The 25,827-nt window shown below is 64.1% G+C and carries 26 protein-coding genes; 12 read left to right on the top strand and 14 right to left on the bottom strand.

Annotated features, from left to right (window positions below; all coding sequences use genetic code 11):
* Nucleotides 1–54 precede the first annotated feature (54 nt).
* The 4 genes from rlmD to DK261_RS30485 all read right to left on the bottom strand — a co-directional run bounded on the left by rlmD (nucleotide 55) and on the right by DK261_RS30485 (nucleotide 4,511).
* A complete protein-coding gene (gene rlmD / locus DK261_RS30500) occupies nucleotides 55–1,407 on the bottom strand; it encodes a 23S rRNA (uracil(1939)-C(5))-methyltransferase RlmD (RefSeq protein ID WP_028683150.1) in 1,353 nt (450 codons plus the stop codon).
* On the bottom strand, nucleotides 1,407–2,309 hold the full coding sequence (gene cysM / locus DK261_RS30495) for a cysteine synthase CysM (protein WP_009050276.1): 903 nt from the start codon (nucleotides 2,307–2,309) through the stop codon (nucleotides 1,407–1,409). Before cysM ends, rlmD begins: the two co-directional genes overlap by 1 nt.
* An 80-nt stretch (nucleotides 2,310–2,389) precedes the next feature.
* On the bottom strand, nucleotides 2,390–3,802 hold the full coding sequence (locus DK261_RS30490; RefSeq protein ID WP_110177285.1) for a sensor histidine kinase: 1,413 nt from the start codon (nucleotides 3,800–3,802) through the stop codon (nucleotides 2,390–2,392).
* Nucleotides 3,789–4,511 carry a response regulator transcription factor gene (locus tag DK261_RS30485; RefSeq protein ID WP_096375163.1) on the bottom strand — a complete coding sequence of 241 codons (723 nt, stop codon included), beginning with the start codon at nucleotides 4,509–4,511 and terminating at the stop codon, nucleotides 3,789–3,791. Before DK261_RS30485 ends, DK261_RS30490 begins: the two co-directional genes overlap by 14 nt.
* Nucleotides 4,512–4,732: 221 nt before the next feature.
* Here DK261_RS30485 and DK261_RS30480 point away from each other — a divergent pair, with 221 nt between their 5' ends.
* From DK261_RS30480 to DK261_RS30465, 4 genes are all read left to right on the top strand, one after another.
* Nucleotides 4,733–7,486, top strand: coding sequence for a response regulator (locus tag DK261_RS30480; protein ID WP_009050279.1), 2,754 nt, complete (start codon nucleotides 4,733–4,735; stop codon nucleotides 7,484–7,486).
* Between the two features lie 66 nt (nucleotides 7,487–7,552).
* Entirely contained in the window at nucleotides 7,553–8,542 is a 990-nt protein-coding gene (locus DK261_RS30475; protein WP_110177283.1) for a 2-hydroxyacid dehydrogenase, read from the top strand.
* Nucleotides 8,543–8,632: 90 nt separating this feature from the next.
* A complete protein-coding gene (locus DK261_RS30470) occupies nucleotides 8,633–9,070 on the top strand; it encodes a hypothetical protein (protein ID WP_009050281.1) in 438 nt (145 codons plus the stop codon).
* A complete protein-coding gene (locus tag DK261_RS30465) occupies nucleotides 9,067–9,471 on the top strand; it encodes an META domain-containing protein (RefSeq protein ID WP_023966598.1) in 405 nt (134 codons plus the stop codon). Before DK261_RS30470 ends, DK261_RS30465 begins: the two co-directional genes overlap by 4 nt.
* A 111-nt stretch (nucleotides 9,472–9,582) precedes the next feature.
* Here the strand turns inward: DK261_RS30465 and DK261_RS30460 are convergent, their stop codons facing one another.
* On the bottom strand, nucleotides 9,583–10,047 hold the full coding sequence (locus tag DK261_RS30460) for a TlpA disulfide reductase family protein (RefSeq protein WP_009050283.1): 465 nt from the start codon (nucleotides 10,045–10,047) through the stop codon (nucleotides 9,583–9,585).
* Nucleotides 10,048–10,176: 129 nt separating this feature from the next.
* On the opposite strand from DK261_RS30460, the gene arsC reads away from it, so the two are divergent.
* From arsC to DK261_RS30445, 3 genes are read left to right on the top strand one after another with little or no spacing between them, the layout of a single operon-like run.
* The gene (arsC, locus tag DK261_RS30455) at nucleotides 10,177–10,530 is read left to right on the top strand and encodes an arsenate reductase (glutaredoxin) (protein WP_009050284.1); all 354 of its coding nucleotides are present in this window, start codon (nucleotides 10,177–10,179) and stop codon (nucleotides 10,528–10,530) included.
* Nucleotides 10,527–11,132 (top strand): NAD(P)H:quinone oxidoreductase, encoded by a 606-nt coding sequence (wrbA, locus tag DK261_RS30450; protein WP_009050285.1) that lies wholly within the window; start codon nucleotides 10,527–10,529, stop codon nucleotides 11,130–11,132. The genes arsC and wrbA overlap by 4 nt, the downstream gene beginning before the upstream one ends.
* Nucleotides 11,125–11,550 (top strand): DUF2069 domain-containing protein, encoded by a 426-nt coding sequence (locus DK261_RS30445; RefSeq protein WP_009050286.1) that lies wholly within the window; start codon nucleotides 11,125–11,127, stop codon nucleotides 11,548–11,550. Before wrbA ends, DK261_RS30445 begins: the two co-directional genes overlap by 8 nt.
* Before the next feature lie 90 nt (nucleotides 11,551–11,640).
* On the opposite strand, the gene DK261_RS30440 is transcribed toward DK261_RS30445, so the two are convergent.
* Nucleotides 11,641–12,312 carry a DNA-3-methyladenine glycosylase I gene (locus DK261_RS30440; protein ID WP_009050287.1) on the bottom strand — a complete coding sequence of 224 codons (672 nt, stop codon included), beginning with the start codon at nucleotides 12,310–12,312 and terminating at the stop codon, nucleotides 11,641–11,643.
* Nucleotides 12,313–12,388: 76 nt separating this feature from the next.
* Nucleotides 12,389–13,213: a tRNA 2-thiocytidine(32) synthetase TtcA gene (gene ttcA, locus DK261_RS30435; protein WP_009050288.1), complete on the bottom strand. Its 825-nt coding sequence runs from the start codon at nucleotides 13,211–13,213 to the stop codon at nucleotides 12,389–12,391.
* A gap of 279 nt (nucleotides 13,214–13,492) precedes the next feature.
* Here ttcA and DK261_RS30430 point away from each other — a divergent pair, with 279 nt between their 5' ends.
* Both DK261_RS30430 and DK261_RS30425 read left to right on the top strand, forming a co-directional pair.
* Entirely contained in the window at nucleotides 13,493–14,095 is a 603-nt protein-coding gene (locus DK261_RS30430; RefSeq protein ID WP_009050289.1) for a Yip1 family protein, read from the top strand.
* Nucleotides 14,096–14,239: 144 nt separating this feature from the next.
* Nucleotides 14,240–14,731, top strand: a complete 492-nt coding sequence (locus DK261_RS30425) for a SprT family zinc-dependent metalloprotease (RefSeq protein WP_007931787.1) — start codon at nucleotides 14,240–14,242, stop codon at nucleotides 14,729–14,731.
* A gap of 8 nt (nucleotides 14,732–14,739) precedes the next feature.
* On the opposite strand, the gene DK261_RS30420 is transcribed toward DK261_RS30425, so the two are convergent.
* On the bottom strand, nucleotides 14,740–15,921 hold the full coding sequence (locus tag DK261_RS30420; RefSeq protein ID WP_110177281.1) for a CaiB/BaiF CoA-transferase family protein: 1,182 nt from the start codon (nucleotides 15,919–15,921) through the stop codon (nucleotides 14,740–14,742).
* Between the two features lie 151 nt (nucleotides 15,922–16,072).
* Nucleotides 16,073–17,407, bottom strand: coding sequence for a dicarboxylate/amino acid:cation symporter (locus tag DK261_RS30415; RefSeq protein ID WP_009050291.1), 1,335 nt, complete (start codon nucleotides 17,405–17,407; stop codon nucleotides 16,073–16,075).
* 346 nt (nucleotides 17,408–17,753) lie between these two features.
* Here DK261_RS30415 and DK261_RS30410 point away from each other — a divergent pair, with 346 nt between their 5' ends.
* Nucleotides 17,754–18,752, top strand: a complete 999-nt coding sequence (locus DK261_RS30410) for an AraC family transcriptional regulator (RefSeq protein WP_110177280.1) — start codon at nucleotides 17,754–17,756, stop codon at nucleotides 18,750–18,752.
* A 9-nt stretch (nucleotides 18,753–18,761) separates the two neighbouring features.
* On the opposite strand, the gene DK261_RS30405 is transcribed toward DK261_RS30410, so the two are convergent.
* The 3 genes from DK261_RS30405 to DK261_RS30395 all read right to left on the bottom strand — a co-directional run bounded on the left by DK261_RS30405 (nucleotide 18,762) and on the right by DK261_RS30395 (nucleotide 21,503).
* A complete protein-coding gene (locus DK261_RS30405) occupies nucleotides 18,762–20,108 on the bottom strand; it encodes an ATP-binding protein (RefSeq protein ID WP_016702515.1) in 1,347 nt (448 codons plus the stop codon).
* Nucleotides 20,105–20,782: a response regulator gene (locus DK261_RS30400; protein WP_007931776.1), complete on the bottom strand. Its 678-nt coding sequence runs from the start codon at nucleotides 20,780–20,782 to the stop codon at nucleotides 20,105–20,107. The genes DK261_RS30405 and DK261_RS30400 overlap by 4 nt, the downstream gene beginning before the upstream one ends.
* Before the next feature lie 118 nt (nucleotides 20,783–20,900).
* Nucleotides 20,901–21,503, bottom strand: a complete 603-nt coding sequence (locus tag DK261_RS30395) for a hypothetical protein (RefSeq protein ID WP_007931772.1) — start codon at nucleotides 21,501–21,503, stop codon at nucleotides 20,901–20,903.
* Between the two features lie 144 nt (nucleotides 21,504–21,647).
* Between DK261_RS30395 and DK261_RS30390 the strand changes: the two genes are divergently transcribed.
* Together DK261_RS30390 and DK261_RS30385 are read left to right on the top strand one after the other, a co-directional pair.
* Nucleotides 21,648–22,439 (top strand): dienelactone hydrolase family protein, encoded by a 792-nt coding sequence (locus tag DK261_RS30390; RefSeq protein ID WP_009050294.1) that lies wholly within the window; start codon nucleotides 21,648–21,650, stop codon nucleotides 22,437–22,439.
* A 104-nt stretch (nucleotides 22,440–22,543) separates the two neighbouring features.
* Nucleotides 22,544–23,269 carry a 4'-phosphopantetheinyl transferase gene (locus tag DK261_RS30385; protein WP_038634305.1) on the top strand — a complete coding sequence of 242 codons (726 nt, stop codon included), beginning with the start codon at nucleotides 22,544–22,546 and terminating at the stop codon, nucleotides 23,267–23,269.
* A gap of 27 nt (nucleotides 23,270–23,296) precedes the next feature.
* On the opposite strand, the gene DK261_RS30380 is transcribed toward DK261_RS30385, so the two are convergent.
* Nucleotides 23,297–24,907 carry an ATP-binding protein gene (locus DK261_RS30380; RefSeq protein ID WP_009050296.1) on the bottom strand — a complete coding sequence of 537 codons (1,611 nt, stop codon included), beginning with the start codon at nucleotides 24,905–24,907 and terminating at the stop codon, nucleotides 23,297–23,299.
* A complete protein-coding gene (locus DK261_RS30375; protein WP_016702519.1) occupies nucleotides 24,904–25,629 on the bottom strand; it encodes a winged helix-turn-helix domain-containing protein in 726 nt (241 codons plus the stop codon). The genes DK261_RS30380 and DK261_RS30375 overlap by 4 nt, the downstream gene beginning before the upstream one ends.
* Between the last annotated feature and the right edge of the window lie 198 nt (nucleotides 25,630–25,827).

Genomic DNA, 25,827 nt, shown 5'->3' with positions numbered 1-25,827 from the left:
CCTCGCTGGGCCGGCGAGTGCTGCCTGACGGGCCAACGGATTAGACGAGCCATCCTAGCTCGCTTCAAATAACGCCATGGCCTCGACATGTGCCGTCTGAGGAAACATATCGAGGATCCCGGCACGTTTTAACCGGTAGCCCTGCCTGACCAGTTCGACTGTGTCACGCGCCAGAGTGGCAGGGTTGCATGACACATAAACCAGGCGCTTGGCGCCCAGGCTCGCCAGCTTGCGTACCACCTCGAAAGCCCCGTCCCGAGGTGGGTCCAAGAGTACCGCAGAAAAGCCTTCGCGGGCCCACTCGGCGTCGCTCAGGGGCTGCGATAAATCGGCCTGAAAAAACCGGGTGTTATGCAAATTGTTGCTAGCGGCATTCTCCGCGGCACGCGCGACCATGGTCGCCACCCCTTCGACCGCCACCACTTCACGAACCTTCTGCGCCAGTGGCAGGGCAAAGTTGCCCAGGCCGCAAAACAGGTCCAGCACGCGCTCGTCAGCCTGTGGCGCCAGCCACTCCAGGGCCTGGGCCACCATCGCCTCGTTGACCCCGGCATTGACCTGGACAAAATCCCCCGGCCGATAAGCCAGCTGCAGATTCCACGGCTCCAGGCGATAGCCCAGGGCCTGGTCCGGGTCCACCGGTTGCGGCTCGCCTTCGCCATGCAGCCACAGCTGGGCCTCATGGAACGCGCAGAACGCCTGGAGAATCTCCAGGTCGGCCGCGGACAACGGCGCCATATGGCGCAGCAGCACAGCAATCGCCGAACCGCTGAACAACTCCACATGCCCCAGCGCCTGCGGTTTGCTCAGGCGCTGCAGCATGGCCGGCAAGCGGCTCATGATCGGTTGCAAGGGCTGTACCAGCACCGGGCATTCGTCGATGGCGACTATGTCCTGGCTGCCGGCGGCGCGAAAGCCCACTTCGAGTTTTTTCGCCTTGGCGTCCCAGCGCACCGCGACCCGCGCCCGGCGTCGGTAGCCGAACTCCGGACCGCTCAAAGGTGGCGCCCACTCCTCTGGCTCGACACCGGCAACCCGCGACAGCTGCTCGGCGAGCATGCGCTGTTTCAGGGCAAGCTGTTCGTCATGGGGCAGGTGCTGCACGCTGCAACCGCCACAACGGCCGGCATGGGCGCAAGGCGCTGGCCGGCGCAGATCGCTGGCGCTGAATACCCGCTCGGTACGGGCTTCCACCACTTTGCCGTGGGCGCCCAGTACTCGCGCCTCGACCTCTTCGCCCGCCAGTGCACCGACAACGAACCAGGTACGCCCTTCCAGAAAGGCGATGCCACGACCGTCGTTGGCCAGGCGCTCGATGGTCAGGCGCTGTTTTTTTCCAACGGGGATCTGCGCCGCCCGGCTCCCGCCCGAAGGCTGGAAGCGCAGGCCTCTGACTGGCTTAGCCATCAGTTGGGCGCATCGAAGATGCCGGTCGACAGGTAACGGTCGCCACGGTCACAGATGATCGCGACAATCACCGCGTTTTCGACTTCGCGGGACAAGCGCAACATCGCCGCCACCGCACCGCCCGAGGACACGCCGCAGAAGATGCCTTCTTCGCGGGCCAGGCGCCGGGTCACGTCTTCGGCTTCGCTCTGCGTCATGTCGACGATGCGATCGACGCGAGTGGCCTGGTAGATCTTCGGCAGGTATTCCTGCGGCCAGCGACGAATGCCGGGGATGGCCGAGCCTTCCATCGGTTGCAGGCCGATGATCTGCACGTTCGGGTTCTGTTCCTTCAGATAACGCGAGGTGCCCATGATGGTGCCGGTGGTGCCCATGGAGCTGACGAAATGGGTGATGGTGCCCTCGGTCTGGCGCCAGATTTCCGGGCCGGTGCCGGTGTAGTGCGCTTCCGGGTTATCCAGGTTGGCGAACTGGTCGAGCACCTTGCCGCGACCTTCGGCCTGCATCTTCTCGGCCAGGTCGCGCGCGCCTTCCATACCCTCTTCCTGGCTGACCAGGATCAGCTCGGCGCCATAGGCGGTCATCGCCGCCTTGCGCTCGGCACTGGAGTTGTCGGGCATGATCAGGATCATCTTGTAGCCCTTGATCGCCGCAGCCATGGCCAGGGCAATCCCGGTGTTGCCCGAGGTCGCCTCGATCAGCGTATCGCCGGGGTGAATCTGCCCACGCAGCTCGGCGCGAGTGATCATCGACAGCGCCGGGCGGTCCTTGACCGAACCCGCCGGGTTATTGCCCTCGAGCTTGAGCAGCAGGGTGTTGCTGGTGACGCCAGGCAGGCGCTGCAAACGGACCAGCGGGGTGTTGCCGACGCAATCGGCGATGGTGGGGTACTGCAAGGTCATGGCGTATTCGCAATCCGGACTGCGGGGGCGACTATCATACCGGCAAACGTTCGCAGGCCATATCACGCAAAGTGAGGGTCTTATGGCTTAACGATATAAGGCAGCGAATCAGCCTCGCTCGAAGGCGCTTGCACCCTAACGGCAGCCCGCAGACGCATGTTCAGGCGCAAGCCACGCCCGGCATTTTCCGCCCACAGCTGGCCGCCCTGACGCTGCACGGCGTTGCGCGCGATGCTCAACCCCAGGCCAAAACCGCCATTGCCCGGACGCGAGCCGTCGAGACGGGTAAAGGGATCGAAGATCCGCTGCAGATCGGCGTCGGCCACGCCAGGCCCTTCATCCTCCAGCCACAGCAGCCAATACTCGCCCTGGCGCTGGCCGTCCAGCAGCACACGACCGCCCGCGGGCGAATGACGAATGGCATTGCGCAGGATGTTCTCCAGGGCCTGGGCCAGGGTATTGAGGTTGCCCCGGACCCAGCACGAGGCATCCAGCGCGCAGTGCAGTTGCGCGCTGGACCAGGCGCTTTCGAAGCAGGCGTTTTCCGTGAGCATTTCCCACAAGGCCTGGATCTGGATGTCTTCCTCGGCCAGCGGCGCCCGCTCGGTGTCGAGCCAGGCCAGTTGCAAGGTGTCGTCCACCAGCCGCTGCATGCCATCGACTTCCCGCGCCAACCGCTCGCGCAATGCCGGCAGGCTCTGCTCGCCGTCGCAGGCCACCCGCAGTCGACTCAAGGGCGTGCGCAATTCATGGGAAAGGTCGCGCAGCAATTGCTGTTGCAAGGCCACGGTGCCCTGCAGGCGCTCGGACATCTGGTCGAACGCCCGGCCCAGTTCACCCAGCTCGTCCTGGCGACTGGTGGTCTGGCTCGACAGCCGCGCATTCAGTTGATCGGCGCGCCAGGCGTTGGCCTGTTCGCGCAACTGGTTCAGCGGCACCACCAACAGTCGATACAGCCCGACACACAGCAACAGGGTGAACAGGCCGGGAATCACCCCGTTGGTCAGCACCCGCCAGAACACCCGATAGCGCCCGGGCATGAAGCGCTGGGGCAGCTCGATCACCAGGCTGCCGGCGGACGGGTCGTTGGGAAACGGAATCTTCAGCCAGGGCAAACCACGGGTATGACGGCTGACCGGCCAATCCAGGCCGCGCAGGAATGTCAGGTGCTGGCTCTCGGCTTCGCTCAGCGGATAACTGCTCAGCGATTGTAGGTCGCGGCCGATGACCCCGATCCAATGCCGCTCACGCCCGGCCATGCCCTGCAACCAGGCATCGACCCCGGCGCTCTGCCCCTGGTTCCAGGCCTGTTCGGCCTCGGCGGCGTAACCGGTCAGCGTGCCGCGGGCCTCGTCGGAGAGGAACAGGTTCTTCTGTTCCATGTAGCGGCCCCAGGACCAGCTCAGCCAGATCATCAACAGGCAAAAGGCGACCAACAGACAGGCCAGCTTCCAGAACAGCGAATGCCTGCCGGGCAGCTCAGGCCATTTCATCGACGGCACTCAGCACATAGCCCTTGCCCCAGACCGTGCGCACTTCCCGCGCGACATAACCGACCGCCTTGAGTTTGCGGCGGATCTGGCTGATGTGCATGTCCAGGCTGCGATCATGGGGGGCGTAGCCGCGCTGCAGCACATGCTGATAAAGGAAGGGTTTGCTCAGGACCTCATCGCCGTTGCGGTTGAGTGTCTCCAGCAAGCGGTACTCGCTGCGGGTCAGCCCGGCCCACTGTTGCCCGTAATGCACGTCGCACAGCTCGTCGTCGAAACGCAGCCCCTGGGCTTCCTGCCTGAGCGGCGCCGGGGCCGGCCGGCGATCCAGGGCCACGCGCCGCAGGATGGCTTCGATCCGTACCCGCAACTCGGCCATGCTGAAGGGCTTGGGCAGGTAGTCGTCGGCGCCCAGGCGAAAACCGCTGATGCGATCGGCCTCGGCCCCCAGCGCCGACATCAGCAGCACCGGCGTGGAATGGCTCTGGCGAAAATGCGTGAGCACCGTCAGCCCATCCATCCCCGGCAGCAGGATGTCCATCAGCACCACATCGAAAGGCTGCTGGCAGGCCATCGCCAGCCCTTCCTGGCCGTTCTGGCACCAGGTGACATCAAACCCACAACGGCCCAATTGCTCGTGCACATAGGCACCGAGCACCAGGTCGTCTTCGATGCTCAGGATCCGGGGATGGCCGACAGATACGGGATTCATTAGCTTCTGCAAGTAATTCTCAGTTGGGCGATTATTCAAGATTGTCCGCGGCCGGGCAACCGACACCGGTCGACAAAGCGTCGCTACACCGGGGGAAGGCCGAGCGGTTCGACGGTTAATTTTGCGAAGATTGCGGCAAAGCAAATGGCTACACTGCGCAGGTGGTGCGCACCGGATGTGCGCAGGGTTCATTCAACATGGCGTGTTAGCAGGAGAGTTGCGTGCTTAAGAAACTGGGGATCAAAGGCCGCGTGCTGTTGCTGACCTTGCTGCCAACCAGCCTGATGGCGTTGGTGCTGGGCGGTTATTTCACCTGGATGCAGCAGTCGGACCTGCAAACCCAACTTCTGCAACGCGGCGAAATGATCGCCGAACAACTGGCGCCCCTGGTGGCACCGGCCCTGGCCCACCAGAACACCGCCCTGCTGGAACGCATCGCCACCCAGTCCCTGGAACAGCAGGACGTACGCGCGGTGACCTTCCTTGCGCCCGACCGCACGCCCCTGGCCCATGCCGGCCCGAGCATGCTCAACCAGGCGCCCACCGGTAACGGCAGCCAGATGCTGCAACGCACCGGCAGCGACGCCACCCGCTATCTGCTGCCGGTGTTCGGCCGCCACCGCAACCTGGCCGGCGACCTGATTCCCGACGAGTCCGACCGCCTGCTCGGTTGGGTCGAGCTGGAACTGTCCCACAACAGCATGCTGCTGCGCGGCTACCGCAGCCTGTTCGCCAGCCTGATGCTGATTACCGCCGGGCTGATCTGCACCGGCCTGCTGGCGCTGCGCATGGGGCGCACCATCAACAACCCGCTGAGCCAGATCAAACAGGCCGTCACCCAACTCAAGGACGGCAACCTGGAAACCCGCCTGCCCTTGCTCGGCAGCCAGGAGCTGGACGAACTGGCCTCGGGCATCAACCGCATGGCCGGCACCCTGCAGAATGCCCAGGAAGAACTGCAGCACAGCATCGACCAGGCCACCGAGGATGTCCGGCAAAACCTGGAGACCATCGAGATCCAGAACATCGAACTGGACCTGGCGCGCAAGGAGGCCCTGGAGGCCAGCCGGATCAAGTCGGAATTCCTGGCCAACATGAGTCACGAAATCCGTACCCCGCTCAACGGCATCCTCGGCTTCACCCACCTGTTGCAGAAAAGCGAGCTGACCCCGCGCCAGCTGGATTACCTGGGCACCATCGAAAAGTCCGCCGACAGCCTGCTGGGGATCATCAACGAAATTCTCGACTTCTCGAAAATCGAAGCCGGCAAGCTGGTGCTCGACAGCATTCCGTTCAACCTGCGCGACCTGTTGCAGGACACCCTGACCATCCTCGCCCCGGCCGCCCACGCCAAGCAGCTGGAACTGGTCAGCCTGGTGTATCGCGATACGCCGCTGTCGCTGGTGGGCGACCCACTGCGCCTCAAGCAGATCCTCACCAACCTGGTGAGCAACGCCATCAAGTTCACCCGCGAAGGCACCATCGTCGCCCGCGCCATGCTCGAAGAAGAACACGAAGACAGCGTGCAACTGCGCATCAGCATTCAGGACACTGGCATTGGCCTGTCGAACCAGGACGTGCGCGCCCTGTTTCAGGCCTTCAGCCAGGCCGACAACTCACTGTCGCGGCAACCCGGCGGCACCGGTTTGGGGCTGGTGATCTCCAAGCGCCTGATCGAACAGATGGGCGGCGAGATCGGCGTCGACAGTACGCCCGGCGAAGGTTCGGAGTTCTGGATCAGCCTGCGCCTGCCGAAAACCCGCGACGACGCTGAAGACCTGCCCGCCCCGCCGCTGCTCGGCAGGCGGGTCGCGGTGCTGGAGAACCATGAGCTGGCGCGCCAGGCCCTGCAGCATCAACTCGAGGATTGCGGCCTGGAAGTCACGCCGTTCAATACCCTGGAAGCCCTGACCAACGGGGTGACCGGGGTGCACCAGACCGAACAGGCGATCGACCTGGCGGTTCTCGGCATCACCACCAATGACATGCCGCCGGAACGCCTCAACCAGCACATCTGGGACCTCGAACACCTGGGCTGCAAAGTGCTGGTGCTGTGCCCGACCACCGAACAGACGCTGTTCCACCTGTCGGTGCCCAACCCTCACAGCCAGTTGCAGGCCAAACCGGCCTGCACCCGCAAACTGCGGCGCGCCCTGGCCGACCTGGTCAACCCCAAGGCGGTGCGCAGCGAGCCGAGCGAACCGATCGCCAGTCGCCCGCCGCGGGTGCTGTGTGTCGATGACAACCCGGCCAACCTGCTGCTGGTGCAGACCCTGCTCGAGGACATGGGCGCCAAGGTGCTCGCGGTCGACAGCGGTTACGCGGCAGTCAAGGCAGTGCAGAACGAATCCTTCGACCTGGTGATGATGGACGTGCAGATGCCCGGCATGGACGGTCGCCAGAGCACCGAGGCGATTCGCCAGTGGGAAAGCGAGCGCAACTGCACGCCGCTGCCGGTGATCGCCCTCACCGCCCACGCCATGGCCAACGAAAAACGCGCGCTGCTGCAAAGCGGCATGGACGACTACCTGACCAAGCCCATCAGCGAACGGCAGCTGGCTCAGGTGGTGCTGAAGTGGACCGGTCTGGCCCTGCGCAACCAGGGCCCGGAACGCACGGGCGAACCGTCCGGCAACGGCCTTGAGCTGCAAGTGCTGGATCACGACGAAGGTTTGCGCCTGGCCGCCGGCAAGGCGGATCTGGCCGCCGACATGCTGGCGATGCTCCTGGCCTCGCTGGAGGCTGATCGCGAAGCGATTCGCGCCGCCCGTGCCGCCAACGACCACAATGCCCTGATCGAACGGGTCCACCGCCTGCACGGGGCGACCCGCTACTGCGGAGTGCCGCAATTGCGCGCCGCCTGCCAGCGCAGCGAAACCCTGCTCAAGCAGGAAGACATCAAGGCCTTCGCCGCCCTCGACGAACTCGAACGGGCGATCAACCGCCTGGCCACGGAGGCCCGCATCAACGCCTGACTCAGGGCAACGACCCGGTTGCCCCGAAGGTTCATGCTGGGGGCAACCACCCACAAGGACGACGCCATGCGCACGATTCTCTTCAGCAGCCAGAACTATGACCGCGACAGCTTCCTCGGCGCCGAGCGGCCGCCGGGCCTCGAGCTACAGTTCCAGGCCGCGCGCCTGAGCCTGGACACCGCGGCCCTGGCAGAGCACCACGAAGTGGTCTGCGTCTTTATCAATGACGACCTGAGCGCCCCGGTGCTGGAACAGCTGGCCGCCGGTGGCACGCGCCTGATCGCGCTGCGCTCGGCCGGCTACAACCATGTCGACCTGGCCGCGGCCAAGCGCCTGGGCCTGAGCGTGGTGCGGGTCCCGGCCTACTCGCCCCATGCCGTGGCCGAGCATGCCGTAGCCCTGATCCTCGCACTGAACCGCCGCCTGCACCGCGCCTATAACCGCACCCGCGAAGGCGACTTCAGCCTGCACGGCCTGACCGGTTTCGACCTGGTGGGAAAAACCGTCGGTATCGTCGGCACCGGGCAGATCGGCGCCACCTTCGCCCGGATCATGGCCGGCTTCGGCTGCCAGTTGCTGGCCCACGACCCCTTCCCCAACCCAGAAGTCGAGGCCCTGGGCGCGCGTTACCTGAGCCTGCCGGAGCTGCTGGCCCAGGCGCAGATCATCAGCCTGCACTGCCCGCTCACCGCCGACAGCAAACACCTGATCAACCGCCAGAGCCTGGCCCGGATGCAACCGGGGGCGATGCTGATCAACACCGGCCGCGGCGGCCTGGTGGATACCCCGGCGCTGATCGAAGCCCTGAAGAACGGCCAACTGGGCTACCTGGGGCTGGATGTCTACGAAGAGGAGGCGCAGCTGTTCTTCGAGGACCGCTCCGACCTGCCGCTGCAGGACGACGTGCTGGCGCGGCTGCTGACCTTCCCCAACGTGATAGTCACCGCCCACCAGGCCTTCCTCACCCGCGAAGCCCTGGCGGCGATCGCCGACACCACCTTGCACAACATCGCTGCCTGGGCCGCCGGCACGCCCTGCAACCAGGTGGAAGGTTGAGTCGACGGACCGGCGGTAAGCGAAGGTCATCTGCCTGCAACCTGAGATATCAGGGTGCGTGCTAGCATACGCGCCAGATTTGGAGGACCCATGGTCGAACACGATTTCCGCTACAGCCTGATGAACCCGCAACACACCCTGATCGAATGCCGCGCCCTGGTGCCCGGCCGTTATCAGGTCACCGGCAACGGTGGTTCCATCCGCAACGACGACGTGCTGATCGTCACCCTCAAGGGCAGCAAGGACCTGTCGATGCGCCTGACGGTGGAAACCGTGCGGCACCTGATCAACCCGGTCGGCCAATGGGTCGCCGTGGCCCGCGGCCCGGTATTCGGCGAGCTGGCGATCCATCAGTGGCAGGTCAACTGCGACAGCTGCGCGGCCGAGCTGAGCTTCGAGTTCGCAGTGGATGCCAAGCTGGGCAGCAAGGCGCAAAAACCCGCGGCCAGCGCACGGATCGCCGAGCTGGGCTGGATCAGTGAAGGGGAAAAACACCTCTGCCCGAAATGCCAGCGAGCCGCCCAATGAAACGCCTGGCGTTGACCGCCGCGTTCGGCGCCGGCCTGCTGGGTTGCGCGGCGGAGCCGGTGAAACTGCAGCAGGATCGCAGCTATATCCTGGAGTGGATCGGCGAGCGTCCGCTGATCGACTACAGCCACCTGACCATCACCCTCGGTGAAGACGGTCGCGCCTACGGCAACGGCGGCTGCAACCATTGGTTCGCCCCCTACACCCTGGACGGCGACAAGCTCAGCTTCGGCAAGGTCGGCAGCACCCGCAAGATGTGCGCGCCCGCACTGATGGAGCAGGAACGACGCTTCCTGCAGGCGTTGGAAACCGTCCAGCGCTGGGACATTTCCCCGATCGAACAAGTGCGCTTCTGGCCGGCCGAAGGCAAGCCATTGCGCTGGTGGCTCGAGGAAGGCTGACCGCCCCCTGTAGCCGCTGCAGCAGGCTGCGATAAGGTCCGCAGGCCTTCAGCGATCCCGAGATCGCAACGGCCTTGCTAGCCGTTCGCAGCCTGCGGCAGCGGCTACGGATCAATGCCCGCGCAGGGCTTCCAGCTTCGCCATCACGCCCGCCGCGGTCTGCTCGCCCATCAGTTGCTCACGCACCTTGCCCTGGTCATCGATGATGTAGGTGACCGGCAACCCTTCACTGCGTGGCAGGTCGAAAATCTCCGCCGGGTTCTGCGCCAGCACGGTGAACTTGATGCCCAGTTTTTCACTGGCGCTTTTCAGTTCTTCGCCCTGGACGTTATCGAAATTGACCCCCAGCACACTCACCGGCTGGCCCTTGAGCCCTTCGGCCAATGCATTGAGTTCGGGGATCTCGGTGCGGCACGGCCCACACCATTCGGCCCAGTAATTGAGCACCAGCCACTGCTTGTCCACGCGCTCGGCGGCGACTTGCCGGCCATATTGATCGACCCCGTAATCGTTACCGCAGCCGCTCAGCAACAAGGTGCCGATGATCGCCAATGCCGCTGCCAGTTGCCTTGCCATGCCTTGATCCTTGTATTGAAAAAAAACAGTCAAACCCGCTTTCTCGTGCGACCCATCGCCTCGCAAGGTTCAGGACTGCCCGTCGCACAGGTAGAATAGCCGCCACCTTACGCAAGATGCGACCCGCCCATGACCGATCTGACGCTTTATCACAACCCGCGCTGCTCGAAATCCCGCGGTGCGCTGGAACTGCTGGAAGCCCGTGGCCTGACCCCGACCGTGGTCCGCTACCTGGAAACCCCGCTCGATGCCGCCCAGCTGCAAAGCCTGCTGGGCAAGCTCGGGATCGGCGCCCGCCAGCTGCTGCGCACCGGCGAAGACGAGTACAAGAGCCTCAACCTGGCCGACGCCAGCCTGAGCGAAGCGCAGCTGATCGCCGCCATCGCCGCGCACCCGAAACTCATGGAACGGCCGATTCTCGAAGTCGGCGACAAGGCCATCATTGGCCGGCCGCCGGAGAACGTGCTGGAGATCCTGCCTTGAGTACGCCGTACATCCTGGTTCTCTACTACAGCCGCAACGGCTCGACCACCGAGATGGCCCGGCAGATCGCCCGGGGTATCGAACAAGGTGGCATGGAGGCGCGCCTGCGCACCGTGCCGGCGATCTCCGCCGACTGCGAGGCCGTGGCCCCGAGCATCCCGGAAGACGGCGCGCTGTATGCCAGCCTCGATGACCTGAAGCACTGCTCCGGCCTGGCTTTAGGCAGTCCGACGCGCTTCGGCAACATGGCCGCGCCGCTGAAGTATTTCCTCGACGGCACCAGCAACCTGTGGCTGACCGGCGCCCTGGTGGGCAAGCCGGCCGGGGTGTTCACCTCCACCGCCAGCCTGCACGGCGGCCAGGAAACCACCCTGCTGTCGATGATGCTGCCGCTGCTGCACCACGGCATGCTGATCACCGGCCTGCCCTACAGCGAATCGGCCCTGCTGGAAACCCGTGGCGGCGGCACGCCTTACGGGGCCAGCCACCATGCCGGCGCCGACGGCAAGAGCCCGCTGAACGAGCACGAGGTCGCCCTCTGCCGCGCCCTGGGCCTGCGCCTGGCCAAGACGGCCCTGCAACTGGAGAGCAGCCGTGGCTAAAAAGCCGAAGATCCTGCCGGCCATCGAATGGCTGGAGCCGCGCGTACGCATCACCCGAGTGCTGAGCCTGATCTGCTTTTTCGGCCTGGTCGGCCTGCTCTGCGGTTACTACCTGTTCGTCGCCGACCTGCACGGCGCCCGGCCCTGGGTGATCCTGCTGATCGAACTGGTACCGCTGCTGCTGATGGCGCCGGGCATGCTGGTGGGCAGCGCGCGCGGGCATTCGTGGATGTGCTTTGTGGTGAACCTGTATTTCATCAAGGGCGCGCTGGCCGCCTACGATCCGAACCGCCAGCTGTTCGGCGTCCTGGAAATGCTCGCCAGCCTGGCGGTGTTCTGCTCGGCCCTGCTCTACGTGCGCTGGCGCTTCCAGCTCAACCGCAAGCTGGCGGGCGAAGGCGAGGTCAGCGCCGCCTGACGGTACGCCATCGCGGGCAAGCCTCGCCCCTACAGAAGCATGCGGTTTTCTGTAGGAGCGAGGCTTGCCCGCGATGAGATCAACCCCGAATCAGTGGTTGACCGTATAGGCCAACATCATCGAGATCTGGCACAGCGGCCGGCCACTTTCGGCGTGCCACTGGTTGAAGGCGCCCTGCACAGTGGCCAGGTCCTTGAGGCTGCTGGGCACCTTGTCGATGATCTGCTGCGCATTCAGCGCCGCCACCACGTCATAGGTCGGCACGAAGGTGTCCTTGCCGACCATCCGCAGAAAGCGCGGGGCCGACAGGCCGCCCAACTGGTGACCGTGCTTGGCCAGGTACTTCCACAGGCCGACGATGTCGGTCACCGGCCAGTCGGCGATCAAGGCGCCAAAGCTGCCCTTCTCCTTTTCCACGTCGAGCACCATCTGCGCGTTGCGCGGCACGCTCTTGAGCTTGCCCAGGTGGCGAATGATCCGCGTGTCCTGCATCAGCCGCTCGAGGTGCTCGGCGCCCATCAGCACCACTTTCTCCGGGTCGAAACCAAAGAACACTTCTTCGAAAGCCGGCCACTTGGCGTCCACCAGGCTGTGCTTCAAGCCGGCGCGAAACACCCGCAGGGCCAGGGTCGAGAGATAACGGTCATCGCTGATCTTGCGCAATTGCGCCGGGGTTTTCGGCACCGGCAGATGGGCTTCCAGCTCGGCCGCCGAACCGAAACGGTTCAGACAGTATTCGTGCAGCCACTTGTAATCGCGCATGCCCTCTCCTAATGACGATAAAGAAACGGCGCTCAGAGGAGCGCCGTGATTCCACGATACAGAGCCGCGAAACGACTCAGAGGTTCACCACATTGACGAAACGCGAGGCCGCGGTTTCATCGATCTTCAGGCTGGTGAAGTCGAACAGGTTACGGTCCGCCAGCTGCGACGGCACCACGTTCTGCAGGCCGCGGAAAATGCTTTCGGTACGGCCCGGGGTCTTGCGTTCCCATTCCTGGAGCATTTCCTTGACCACCTGGCGCTGCAGGTTTTCCTGGGAGCCGCAGAGGTTGCACGGGATGATCGGGAACTGCTTGAGGTCGGAATAGGCCTGGATGTCCTTCTCGCTGCAATAGGCCAGCGGGCGGATTACCACGTTGCGCCCATCGTCGGCCCGCAGCTTGGGCGGCATGGCCTTGAGCGAGCCGTTGTAGAACATGTTGAGGAAGAAGGTCTCGACGATGTCGTCGCGATGGTGTCCCAGGGCCATCTTGGTCGCGCCGATCTCGTCGGCGAAGGTGTACAGGGTGCCGCGACGCAGGCGCGAGCACAGCGAGCAGGTGGTCTTGCCTTCCGGGATCAGTTCCTTGACCACCGAGTAGGTGTCCTTCTCGACGATGTGGTACTCCACACCCAGTGTCTCGAGGTAGGCCGGCAGCACGTGCTCGGGGAACCCGGGCTGCTTCTGGTCCATGTTCACGGCGACGATCTCGAACTTGATCGGTGCAACCTTCTGCAGGTGCATCAGCACGTCGAGCATGGTGTAGCTGTCCTTGCCGCCGGACAGGCAGACCATGACCTTGTCGCCGTCTTCGATCATGTTGAAGTCGGCGACCGCTTCCCCGGCCTGGCGGCGCAAGCGTTTCTGCAGTTTGTTCTGGTTGACCGTAAGAGTGCCCATGGCGCTTGAAATCCGCGGTGTGTGACGAAAAGCCGGTCATTTTACGCAAAAACCGCGCGCGGGCGAAGCGCCGGGCGCCAGTCGACCGATCAAATCACCGAATGCGATTACCAGCTGCGTCGACAGCGCGATTTGCTCTAACGCCTGCGCCTTTTGCAAGGCAGTCCTTTCTATACTGCGACATAAGGTCGCACACATATTCAGACCTTTACTTACTTGGCCACTGGCCCGTAGGCGCTCCGTTGGGGGGCGATGGCAATAACAAAGGAGTGACTGACTATGATTCATCATGTCGTGGGACTCTTCACCCACCCCGATCAGGAATGGCGAGAAATACGTGGCGACGAAGAGGAAAGCATCAGCCACATGTACCTCACCCACACGCTGATTCTCGCGGCGATTCCAGCGATTTCGGCCTTTATCGGCACCACCCAGGTCGGTTGGGTCATTGGTAATCGAGCGCCGGTCATGCTGACCATGGAAAGCGCGCTGTGGATGACCATCATGTCGTACCTGGCGATGCTCGGCGGGGTCGCGGTCATGGGCGCCTTCGTCCACTGGATGGCCCGCACCTACGACGCCAGCCCGAGCCTTGCACGCTGCATCGCATTTGCCACCTACACAGCGACGCCGCTGTTCATCGGCGGCCTGGCGGCGCTGTATCCGCACATGTGGCTCGGCATGATCGTCGGCACGGCCGCCATCAGTTACACCGTTTACCTGCTGTATGTCGGGTTGCCGACCTTCATGAACATTCCATCGGACGAAGGTTTCCTGTTCTCAAGCTCCGTACTGGCCGTTGGGCTGGTGGTGCTGGTCGCGATCATGGCGTTCACCGTGATCGTCTGGGGTCTTGGCGTCGGCCCCGTTTACACCAACTGACGCTGCTCAAAAAACAAACACAATCTGCCAACACAGGCCGCCGCAAGGCGGCCTTCTAATCTGCGCAACGACCATTCGGCGCCTGGACGATTCGGAATGCATCAGCTTTGCGGCATACTCACCCGCTCTGGAGAGCCGTTAAGCATGCCCGAGCAACTCAATACCCGCGTCGAAGACTGTTTCCAACTCGCTGAATCCTTTTTCAAACGACCTTTCAAACGCCCGGTGGTCAGCCTCAAATTGCGCGGCCAGAAAGCCGGTGTCGCCCACCTGCACGAGAACCTGCTGCGCTTCAACCCGCAGCTGTACCGGGAAAACACCGAAGACTTCCTCAAGCAGACCGTGGCCCATGAAGTCGCGCACCTGATCGCCCACCAACTGTTCGGCGAGCGCATCCAGCCCCACGGCGAAGAATGGCAACTGATCATGCGCGGGGTGTACGAACTCCCGCCCAATCGCTGCCACACCTACGAGATCCAGCGTCGCAGCGTGACGCGCTACATCTATCGCTGCCCCTGCGACAACGATTTCCCGTTTTCCGCCCAGCGCCACCGCCTGGTCGCCCAGGGTCGGCGTTATCTGTGTCGGCGTTGCCGGCACACCCTGGTGTTCAGCGGCGAAATGCGGGTGGAGTGAACCCGGCCCTACAGGATGACCCGGCCCTGGCGTAGCTCAGCGATGCGCTGCGTGCTGTAACCCAGCTCGGTCAGCACCTGGTCGCTATGCGCCCCCAGCGCCGCCCCGATATGCCGCGGCTCCGGCAGCCCCTGGGCAAACTTCAACGGACAGGCCATCTGCGCCTGGTAGCTGCCATCGCCACGCGGCACCTGGCTGACCAGCTGCCGCGCCTGCAACTGCGGATGCACCACCGCCTCCGCCAGGCCCAGCACCGGTTCGACGCAGGCATCGACCCCGGCAAACAATTCGCAGAGCTCGGCAAAATCGTGTTTCTCGAACTCGACCTGCAAGGCCTGCTTGAGCGCCTGCTGTTGCTCCGGCTGTGGTGACAGCCCCTGGGCCGCCAGTTCCGGACGCCCCAGGGCCTTGCACAGCGCCTGCATGAACGGCGGTTCCAGGCTGCCCACCGACAGCCAGCGACCATCCCGACTGCGGTAATAGTCATAGAAGCTGCCGCCATTGAGCACCTGCTGCTCCGCCGCGGGCTCGATCCCGCACGCCAGGTAGCCGGCCCCGGCCATGGCATTCAGGCTGAACACACAATCGGTCATGCTCACGTCCAGGTGCTGCCCCAGGCCGCTGTGCTGGCGGGCAATCACTGCCGCCAGCAGGCCGATGACCCCATGCAGCGAACCTCCGGCGATGTCCGCCGCCTGGATGCCCAGGGGCAGCGGTCCATTGTCCTTGCGCCCGGTGTAGCTGGCCAGGCCCGCCAGGGCCAGGTAATTGATGTCGTGGCCGGCGCGCTCCCGATACGGGCCGGTCTGGCCGTAACCGGTGATCGAGATATAGATCAGCTTCGGGTTGATCGCCTTCAACGCCTCGTAGCCCAGCCCCAGGCGCTCCATCACCCCGGGGCGGAACTGCTCCAGCACGATGTCGTACTCCAGCACCAGTTGGCGGATCACCTCCAGCGCCTCGGGCTGCTTGAGGTCCAGCGCCAGGCTGCGTTTATTGCGATTGAGGTAGGCATGGCTGGCGGAAACGCCCTGATCGTGGGGCGGCAGCACCCGCAGCAGGTCCATGCGGGTCGGCGATTCGATGCGCAGCACCTCGGCGCCCATGTCCGCCAGCAGCAAGGAGGCGAACGGCCCCGGCAGCAGCGTGGAGAAATCCAGTACCTTGAGTGACGCCAGTGGCCCTTGCATGAACACTCTCCCTTGCCGATTGATTGCCCACAGAGTAGGCAGCGCCTCAAGGCCCGGCAATCACCGCAAGCGCCACCCGGGCTGACCGTTGCGCTCAAACGCCGGGCATGAAAAAACCCGCCGGAGCGGGTTTTTCATCAACGCGGTGAAGTTACTTCACGGTCGTCGGGGTCGGGCCTTCGGCAACGCCCAGGTCGTCTTCTTCGCGGGTGTCGCTGATAGCACGGCCACCGGAAGCCAGCTCGGCCTGCAGCTGATCTTCGTCCAGCTCCTTGACCCACTTGGCGACCACTACGGTGGCTACCGCGTTACCCACCAGGTTGGTCAGCGCACGGGCTTCGGACATGAAGCGGTCGATACCCAGGATCAGCGCCAGGCCGGCCACCGGCAGGTGACCCACGGCCGACAGGGTTGCCGCCAGCACGATGAAGCCGCTACCGGTCACGCCCGCAGCACCTTTGGAGGACAGCAGCAGCACCAGCAGCAGGGTGATCTGGTGAGTGATGTCCATGTGGGTGTCGGTCGCCTGGGCGATGAACACGGCCGCCATGGTCAGGTAGATCGAGGTACCGTCGAGGTTGAAGGAGTAACCGGTCGGGATCACCAGACCCACTACCGATTTCTTCGCGCCCAGGCGTTCCATCTTGATCAACATGCGTGGCAGGGCCGATTCCGACGAGGAAGTACCCAGTACGATCAGCAGCTCTTCACGGATGTAGCGGATCAGCTTCAGCACGCTGAAACCGTGGGCGCGGCAGATGGCGCCCAGCACCACCAGCACGAACAGCACGCAGGTGATGTAGAAGCAGATCATCAACTGGCCCAGCTGCACCAGCGAACCCACGCCGTAGGCGCCGATGGTGAAGGCCATGGCACCCAGCGCACCGATCGGCGCGAGCTTCATGATCATGTTGATGATGTTGAACATCACGTGGGCGAAGCGATCGATGAAGTCCAGCACCGGCTTGCCGTAGGCACCCAGGCGGTGCAGGGCGAAACCGAAGATCACCGAGAACATCAGCACTTGCAGGATATCGCCGTTGGCGAAGGCGCCGACGATGGTGTTCGGAATGACGTTGAGGATGAAGCCGACGATGCTCTGGTCCTTGCCGGCGGTGACGTAGGCCGCCACTTTCGAGGCATCCAGGGTCGACACATCAATGTGCATGCCGTTGCCCGGCTGCACGACGTTGACCACGACCAGGCCGATCAGCAGGGCGATGGTCGAGACGATTTCGAAGTACAGCAGCGCGTAGCCACCGGTCTTGCCCACCGATTTCATGTTCTGCATGCCGGCGATACCACTGACGACGGTACAGAAGATGATGGGCGCGATGACCATCTTGATCAGTTTGATGAACCCGTCACCCAGGGGCTTGAGGGCCACACCGGTCTGCGGGTAGAAGTGACCGAGCAGGATGCCGATGGCGATGGCAACGATCACCTGGAAATACAGGGATTTGTACAGTGGCTGACGAGTCGTCATTGCAAAGTTCCTCAAGAGCACCGTTGCACACCATCCATCGATGCACACGACGCCTAAAGTGCGAACCCTCCTGCACTGGAGGGATTTGTTGTGTAGAGCTGCGGGGAACACCTTTCGCTGCTCCCTTCTCCTCGCTCGCTATCGCAAAGCCCGTGCCAGCTTGCCCAAAAAACCTGAAGGCCTTTGGACATCAGGGTTTGCTCTCGCCCTTCGCGCTCCTCGCCCCACACGAAGTGGCGGATTTCCGCCCATCATCCGGCCCTCGTCCTACAATTTGGCGGATATCCGCCTTGTCCGGTCGCTGGCGGCTGTTAACATCCGCCACTTAATGGACGGATCAACCTTCATGCGCGAACGCACCATCGCCAGTCATTTCGCCCGCGCCGCCCTGGGCGGGGCCCGCCGACGGGGCTACGACTATTCGGAGTTGCTGCAGACCCTGGGCATCAGCCTCGAATTGCTGAACGAACCCAAGGCCCGTATCGCCCCCGAGCAGTTCGCCAGCCTGCTGCAACAGCTCTGGCAAGTCCTCGATGACGAGTACCTGGGGTTCGGCGACGGCCCGAGCAAGCGCGGCACCTTCGCCATGATGTGCCACGCCCTGATCCACTGCAGCAACCTGGAGAAGGCCCTGCAGCGCGGCCTGCTGTTTTATAGCCTGTTCCCCCAGGCGCCGCGGCTGAGCCTGACGCGCGAAGGGGAAATGACCCGCCTGAGCCTGGACGACGCTGGGCTGTGGGACCCGGACCACTTTCTCAGCGAGAGCCTGCTGGTGATCTGGCATCGCCTCGGCAGTTGGCTGATTGGCCAGCGCATCCGCCTCGAACAGGCCTGTTTCAGCTACCCGAAACCCGAGCATGGCAACGAGTACGACCTGCTGTTCCCCTGCCCCCTGGTGTTTTCCCGCGACTGCAGCAGCCTGTTGTTCCACAGCCGCTACCTGAGCATGCCGCTGCTGCAGGACGAACGAACCCTCAAGCACTTTCTCGAGCGCTCCCCCGCCGACCTGCTGGCCCGCCCGGATGACGGCGACAGCCTGAGCAGCCAGCTGCGCCACCTGCTCAGCCGCGACAGCAACCATTGGCCAGACCTGGAAAGCATCGCCCAGCACCTGCACATCAGCCCGCAGACTCTGCGCCGGCATTTGCGCGAAGAAGGCACGAGCTTTCAGGAATTGAAGGATCAGTTGCGGCGCGATATCGCCATCTACCATCTGCGTCGGGCCGACCTGTCATTGCAACAGATCGCCGAGCAGACCGGCTTTTCCGAGCCCTCGGCCTTTCACCGCGCGTTCAAGAAGTGGACCGGGCTGACGCCGGGCGCCTACCGCGCCCAGGAAACCTGAGCGCGCCGCTCAGATCGCCGGGAAGTGAATGCGGAACGCCGCCCCGCCCAGGGCGGAATCGCCAAGGGTCAGCTGCGCGCCGTAGCTGTCGATGATGTCCTTGACCACCGCCAGGCCGATCCCCTGCCCCGGATGCTGGCGATCCAGCCGTTCACCACGCTGGAGAATCCGCGCCCGCTGGTCCGGCGGCACACCGGGCCCGTCGTCCTCGACACACAACTGCGCGCCGTGAAGGTCTTGGCGGACACTGATGCGCACTTCGCTCAGGCACAGGCGGTAGGCGTTCTCCAGCAGGTTGCCCAGCAGCTCGAGCAAGGCCCCATGCTCGATCGGCACATAGCAACGCTCCGGCAGATCAAACGATACCCGCACCTGTTTGTCGCGATAGACCTTGTCCAGGGTGTCGCACAGGCTTTTCAGCACCGGACGCAGACGCACCTGGTGACGCACCAGGCCGCTCTTGCGCAGGCTGGCCCGCTGCAACTGGTAGCTGATCTGCTGGCTCATGCGTTCGATCTGGGTCTGCAGCACCCAGGCCTGTTCGCGATCCTGGGGGCGCAGGGCCATGTCCTCGCTGACCCCTTGCAACACCGTCAGCGGGGTTTTCAGGCTGTGGGCCAGGTCGTCCAGGGAATCGCGATAACGGCTGCGCTGCTCGCGCTCGCTGTGCAACAGGCGGTTCAACGAGCCGGTCAGGCGCAACAGCTCGCGCGGGTGTTCTTCACTGAGGCTTTCCCGGGTGCCGCTTTCGATTTCGTCCAGCTCCTGGCTCAGCCGGCGCAAGGCCTGCAGGCCCCAGGTCAGGCCAAGCCAGAGCAGCGCCAGGAGCACCAGCAACGCGGCGCCGAAACCGAGGTAGAGGTTTTCCCGCACGCCCTCCAGGGTCAACTGGTACTCACGTACCGGCTGCAGGGCGACGATGCTGAACGCCGCGCTTTTACCACCGAGCAGCTTGACCTCGACGTCGTAGACGAAAAACTCCTGGCCGTTGACTTCGCGGATGCGCGCGAACTCATTGCCGCGGCCGTCATAACGCGGCTTGTAGTTGATGTTCTCTTCCTGGGTCGCCTTGGAACGCCAGACCAGCCGCCCCTCCCGGTCATAGATGTAGCCCAGGAGGCGGCTGTCGGTCAGGTTGAAGCGCTCGTCCGGCAGTTGCGCCGGCATTTGCAGGTGATTGTTCTCGACCCGGGCCGCCGAGATCAGCGTGGTCACGTCGGAGGCCAGGCGCTGCTCGATGGAATCCTGCAGCGCCAGGCTGAACGCGCCTTGCATGGCCGGCAACAACGCCAGCATGAACAGCACCGCCAGCGTCGTGGCCGCCAGCATCAGGCGCAGGCGTAACGATCGAATCATCGGCAGCGCTCGTTGAACAGATAACCCAGGCCACGCACGGTATCGATGGGCTTGAAGCCCGAAGGACCTTCCAGCTTGCGCCGCAGGCGGCCGACCAGCACCTCGATCACGTTCGGATCGCGCTCGTCATCGTCCGGGTACAGCTGCTCCATCAAGCGGTCCTTGGCCACCACCTGCTGATGGTGGCGCATGAGGTACTCGAGAATCCGGTATTCGTAGGCGGTCAGCGCCAGCGGCTGTTCGTCGAGCGAGGCCTGTTTGCGATTCAGGTCGAGCAGCAGCGGACCAGCGATGATGGTCGACTGGGTGAACCCGCTGGAGCGGCGCAGCAGGGCATTCAGGCGCGCGTCCAGTTCCTCGAACTGGAAGGGCTTGACCACATAGTCGTCGGCGCCGGCGGCCAGCCCTTCGACCTTGTCCTGCCAGTTGCCGCGAGCCGTCAGGATCAGGATCGGAAATGCCTTGCCCCTTGAGCGCAGCTGGCGGATCAGGTCCAGCCCGCCCATGCCCGGCAGGCCCAGGTCGATCACCGCCAGATCATGGTTGAACTGCTCGGTCTGATACAGCGCCTCCTCGGCATTGGCCACGGACTCGACCACATGGCCGCTGTCCGTGAGGCGGGTTTGCAAGTGATGGCGCAGCAGCGCCTCATCTTCAACGACGAGCAGTTTCATGCAGCTCTCCCAGGCAAAATTCGACATCTCCAAGGGCGCTCAGGCGCCCTGATCGTATATATGGCAACGCCGGATCCTGCCTTGGCAGATCCGGCGCGGTCAGAACCAGGACGGTATTTTAGAAAGCGTAGTTGGCCGACAGGTACGTCTGGGCGCTGCTGGTCAGGCTCAGCGAACCCTGCTTGCTGCCACTGCGCTCGCTCATCTCGGTGCTGGCATTGCTGCGCAGGTAACGGTAACCCAGTTCGACCGAAGTGTTCTGTGAAACCTGCTGCAGGACACCGGCCTGCACGCCGACGGCGTAACCGATATCGCTGTCGCGGCTGAAGCCTGGGGAATCCTGGGTCAGCTTGGTCAGGCCCGCGGTGCCGCCGCCGAACAGCTTGGTGCTGCTGGTCACTGGCAGGAACACATCGTAGCTGCCGAGCAGGTTTTCCTGGCGCAGTTTAATGCCATTGTGGGAACCGGAGACATTGTCGTAGGTGGCGTAGTAGCGGTGCTGGTCATTCTGCTGCCCCAGGCGCACGCCCCAGGTGTTGTCCTTGCCGATCACACCGTCGGCGTTCGGGTTGTTCAGGTTGCTGTTGAGCAGACTGGACTTCTTCACCTTGTCGCTGGTCTGGCCGTAGGTAAGGCTGGCGAAGTTGCTGTCGGCGGCCTGGACGACAGCGCTGGCGCCGAGAACAGTGAAGGCCAGGATCATCTTCTTGAAAGTAGTCATGGGGGTATTTCCTCATTCGCTATGTGTTTTTGGGTACGGGGCCAGACTACCGACCCCGCCCTGAACTCCCCCTGAACACACTCTGAACCTCGGCTGAATCAAATCGACTAGGCTGTCTGGCAGTCTTTTAAAGGAGAACGGACTATGCGCGCGCTTTTTGCTTGCTTGTTGTTGACCTTCTGCGCAATGAGCCAGGCGGCCATCAAGACCCAGGAAATCCCCTACCAGAGCCCCGACGGTACCCGGCTCATCGGCTACTACGCCTATGACGACGCGCTGAAAGGGCCACGCCCAGGGGTAGTGGTGGTGCATGAATGGTGGGGCCTGAACGACTACGCCAAACGCCGGGCCCGGGACCTTGCAGCCCTGGGCTACAGCGCCCTGTCCATCGATATGTACGGCGACGGCAAGAACACCGAGCACCCGAAAGACGCCATGGCCTTCATGCAGGCCGCCTCCAAAGACAGTGCCGCCGCCAGCGCACGCTTCAAGGCCGGGCTCGACCTGCTGAAGAAACAACCGCAGACCGACCCGGACAAGCTGGCCGCGATCGGCTACTGCTTCGGCGGCAAGGTGGTGCTGGACGCGGCGCGCCAGGGCCTGCCCCTGCTCGGGGTGGTGAGCTTCCATGGCGCCCTGGTCACCAACACCCCAGCCACCCCCGGCAGCGTCAAGGCGAAGATTCTCGTTGAACACGGCGCCCTCGACAGCATGGTCACCGCCGATAACGTCAGCGCCTTCAAGGCAGAAATGGACAAGGCCGGCGCCGACTACCAGTTCGTCAACCTCGAGGGCGCCAAGCACAGTTTCAGCAATCCGGATGCCGACCGCATGAGCCACGGCGAACATGGCGGGCTGGACATCGGCTACAACAAGGCCGCCGATGAACGCTCGTGGGCGGACATGCAGGCGCTCTTCAAGAAACTGTTCAACTGATCCCGCACCGACCGCCCCGGGGGCCTCAACTCCCGGGACAGCGGCCTCAAGGCCGACGGTTGCCAGGCTACCCTCCGGCCTTACAACCCGGCAAAATGCCTGGCATGAATCTCATCCCTACCCTCCCCGCCTGCTGCACCCCACTCGACGACCAGTGGCCGCTGCCCGACGCCCTGCCGGACACCGTCCTGCTCGGCACCCATTTCGATGCCTCGCGCCTGGCCAGCGACGACTTCCAGCTCAGCGCCATCGAGCCGCCCGCGAGCATTCAACGTTCGGTGGCGAAACGGCAGGCCGAGTTTCTCGCCGGTCGCTTCTGCGCCCGCGCCGCCCTGCAACGCCTGGACGGCCTGGACTGCATTCCGCCGATCGGCGAGGACCGGGCTCCGGTCTGGCCGGCGCACATCAGTGGCTCGATCACCCACAGCACCGGGCGTGCCGCGGCGATCGTCGCGCGCAAGGAGCATTGGCGCGGGCTGGGCATGGACCTGGAGAACCTGCTCAACATTGAACGGGCGGAACGCCTGGCGGGGGAAATCCTTATCCCGGCCGAAATGCAGCGCATGGCGGCCGCCCCGCGCGAGCAACTGGCGCTCTGGGTCACCCTGACCTTTTCGGTGAAGGAAAGCCTGTTCAAGGCGCTGTACCCGATCGTCCAGCAACGCTTCTATTTCGAACACGCCGAAGTGCTGGAGTGGACAGCCAGCGGCCAGATCCGTCTGCGCCTGCTGACCGACCTGTCCAGCGAATGGCGCAGTGGCAGTGAACTGGACGCGCAATTCGCCCTGCAGGACGGGCAACTGCTGAGCCTGGTCAGCATCCGGGCTTGATGCCCGGACGAACCTGAGCGCAGGCCCTCAACCTTTATCCTGGTGCCGTGGCCAGCTCAGGCTGAAGCAGGCGCCGCCGAGGGTCTTGCTCCTGCTGATCAACGCGCGGCCGTCATGCCAGTGAATGATCCGCCGCACGATCGACAAGCCCAGGCCGTGACCGCCCGAAGCGCGGGTGCGGCTGTCATCCAGGCGCAGGAACGGGGTGAATATCCGCTCCCAGGCGCTTTCCGGAACCCCCGGGCCATCGTCCTCGACGTCGACCCGACAGCGCATCTGCCCCACCTGGTAACTGACCAGCACCTGCGACTCGGCGTGACGCATGGCGTTGCTCACCAGGTTCTGCAACGCCCGATGCAGGTAGCGCGGCTCGGCCTCGACCCAGGCGCCATCGCAATCCGCCGCAGACAGGCATGAGCCGCGCTGCACCTTGACCTGCGCACGCAACGGCGCCAGCTCGCTGATCACCTGGTTGATCAGGGCATCCAGGTCGATGCGCTGGAAGTTCAGCGCCGGCGAACCCTGCTCCAGCCGCGCATAGGTGAGCATTTCGTCCACCAGCCGGTCGAGGTCCTGGATATCGTTGTCCATGCCCTCCATGTATTTGTCCCGGGCCTGGGGCGTCGTCGCCGAGCCGATCATTTCCAGGCCGAAGCGCAGGCGCGCCACCGGTGTGCGCAACTCGTGGGAGACCGCGCGCACCAGCTCGCGCTGAATCGCCAGCAAGCGCTGCAAGTGCTCGGCCATGCCGTTGAAGGCCGCCGCCAGTCGCCCCACCGAGTCGGCGCCACCGGCCGGCACCCGGGCCTCCAGGCTGCCCTTGGCAATGCGCGTGGCCGCCGATTCCAGGCCACGCAAACGTCGCTCCAGCTGGCGCACCAATAAATAGACGATCAGGCCGATCAGGCTCAGTCCCAGCACCGCGATCAACACCAGCCACTGCGGCGGGTAGGGATTCATCTGGTACAGCGGGCCGATTTCCAGGACCCAGGGCGTGCCGACCATCCCCGCGAACACGCGGATCGAGTCGCCGCCCTTGCCCAGGGCCATCACCGTATCGCCCTCGGCAACCCGGCGACGCTGGTCCTCGTCCATGTCCGCGTCGTCCTGGGTGACCAGGTGCATGTCGAAGCCAAAGCCCTTGTCCTTTTTCAAGGCCGCCAGGCGCTCCGGCTGCTCGGCCACCGGAAAGCGCACCAACTCGTCGGCCAGCAGATAGATAGTCGCCCGCGCCAGTTGTTCGCTGATCTGCTGCACCTCACCGGTCAGCAGCAGTTGTTCCCGCTCGCTGACCAGGCGATAGACCCGCGCCGCGTAAGGCCCGGTCTGCTCCACCAGGGCCTGGCCGCGCAGCACGCGGTTGCGCTGCCCGAGGTCGAGGCCGGTCTGGGTGAAGGTTTGCAGGGTCAGCGGAATGCCCAACAAGCGCTCCCATACCGCCAGGGCGCGGCGGCGCTCGATTTCGCTCATCGGTTGCAGGTTGTCGGCCATCAGCGAAAACGTGCCGTGGGCCAGGCGCTCGCGGTATTGCTCGCTGCGCACCTGATTGAGCAGGTGCAGCGCCAGCACGCCCAACAGCGCCACCAGAATCAGCGCGGCGCACATGCCGCCGTAGATGCGCAGAAATATGGAGTTCACGACGACAGATCGGCAGCGGCTTCGGGGACGAACAGATAACCCTTGCTGCGGATGGTCTTGATCAGCCGCGGGTGTTCCGGGTCGTCGCCGATTTTCGGGCGGATCCGGGAGATGCGCACATCGATGGAACGGTCCTGGCCGTCATAACCGATGCCGCGCAGGGCGGTGAAGATTTCCTCGCGGGACAGAATGCGCCCGGCATTGGCCACCAGCAGCCAGAGCAGATCGAACTCGGCGCTGGTCAGCTCGATACCGGCATCGTGCAACCAGGCTTCGCGCAAGGCGCTGTCCACCACCAGCGGGCCGAATTGCAGGCGCCGGGATTTCTCCGGCGCGGCGCCGTCCACGGGTTCGCTGCGCCGCAACAGGGCCTGGATCCTGGCCAGCAATAGACGCGGACGGACCGGCTTGCACACGTAATCGTCGGCGCCGGTGTCCAGCCCCAGCACCTGGTCCATGTCGTCGGTGCGCGCGGTCAGCATCAGGATCGGTCCGTCGTAACGATCGCGGACCTTGCGGCAAATGCTCAGGCCATCCTCGCCGGGCAGCATCAGGTCGAGGATCACCAGGTCGGGTTGTTCGGCAATGATCCGCGCCGCGGCCAGGGCGCCATTGCCCTCGATGGCGACGCGCAGTCCGTTGCTCTGCAGGTATTCACAGGTCAACTCGGCCAGTCGCTGATCGTCCTCGACGATCAATATCTGCCACGCTTCTTGCTCCACGGTGACCTCTGCTTGCCAGGTACGGGCTCCGGAAGAATCCGCCCGTCTTTTTGTAATGTGAAATGGATAAAACGATGCATCGAAGGCCCGATTGTAGCAACGGCAAAGGCCGTGAACACAAGGCGCTGAATGCGCTCGGTAAAGGCGTTTTTTTGTGATAGGGTTCGCGCCCGCAAAAATCCGCCCCGGGCAGTTTTG

This window comes from Pseudomonas sp. RW409 (genome assembly GCF_003184125.1).
Lineage (GTDB): Bacteria > Pseudomonadota > Gammaproteobacteria > Pseudomonadales > Pseudomonadaceae > Aquipseudomonas > Aquipseudomonas chlororaphis_I.
The sequence above is the reverse complement of the archived record's forward strand: the minus strand, read 5'-3'. Positions and strand labels throughout refer to the sequence as shown.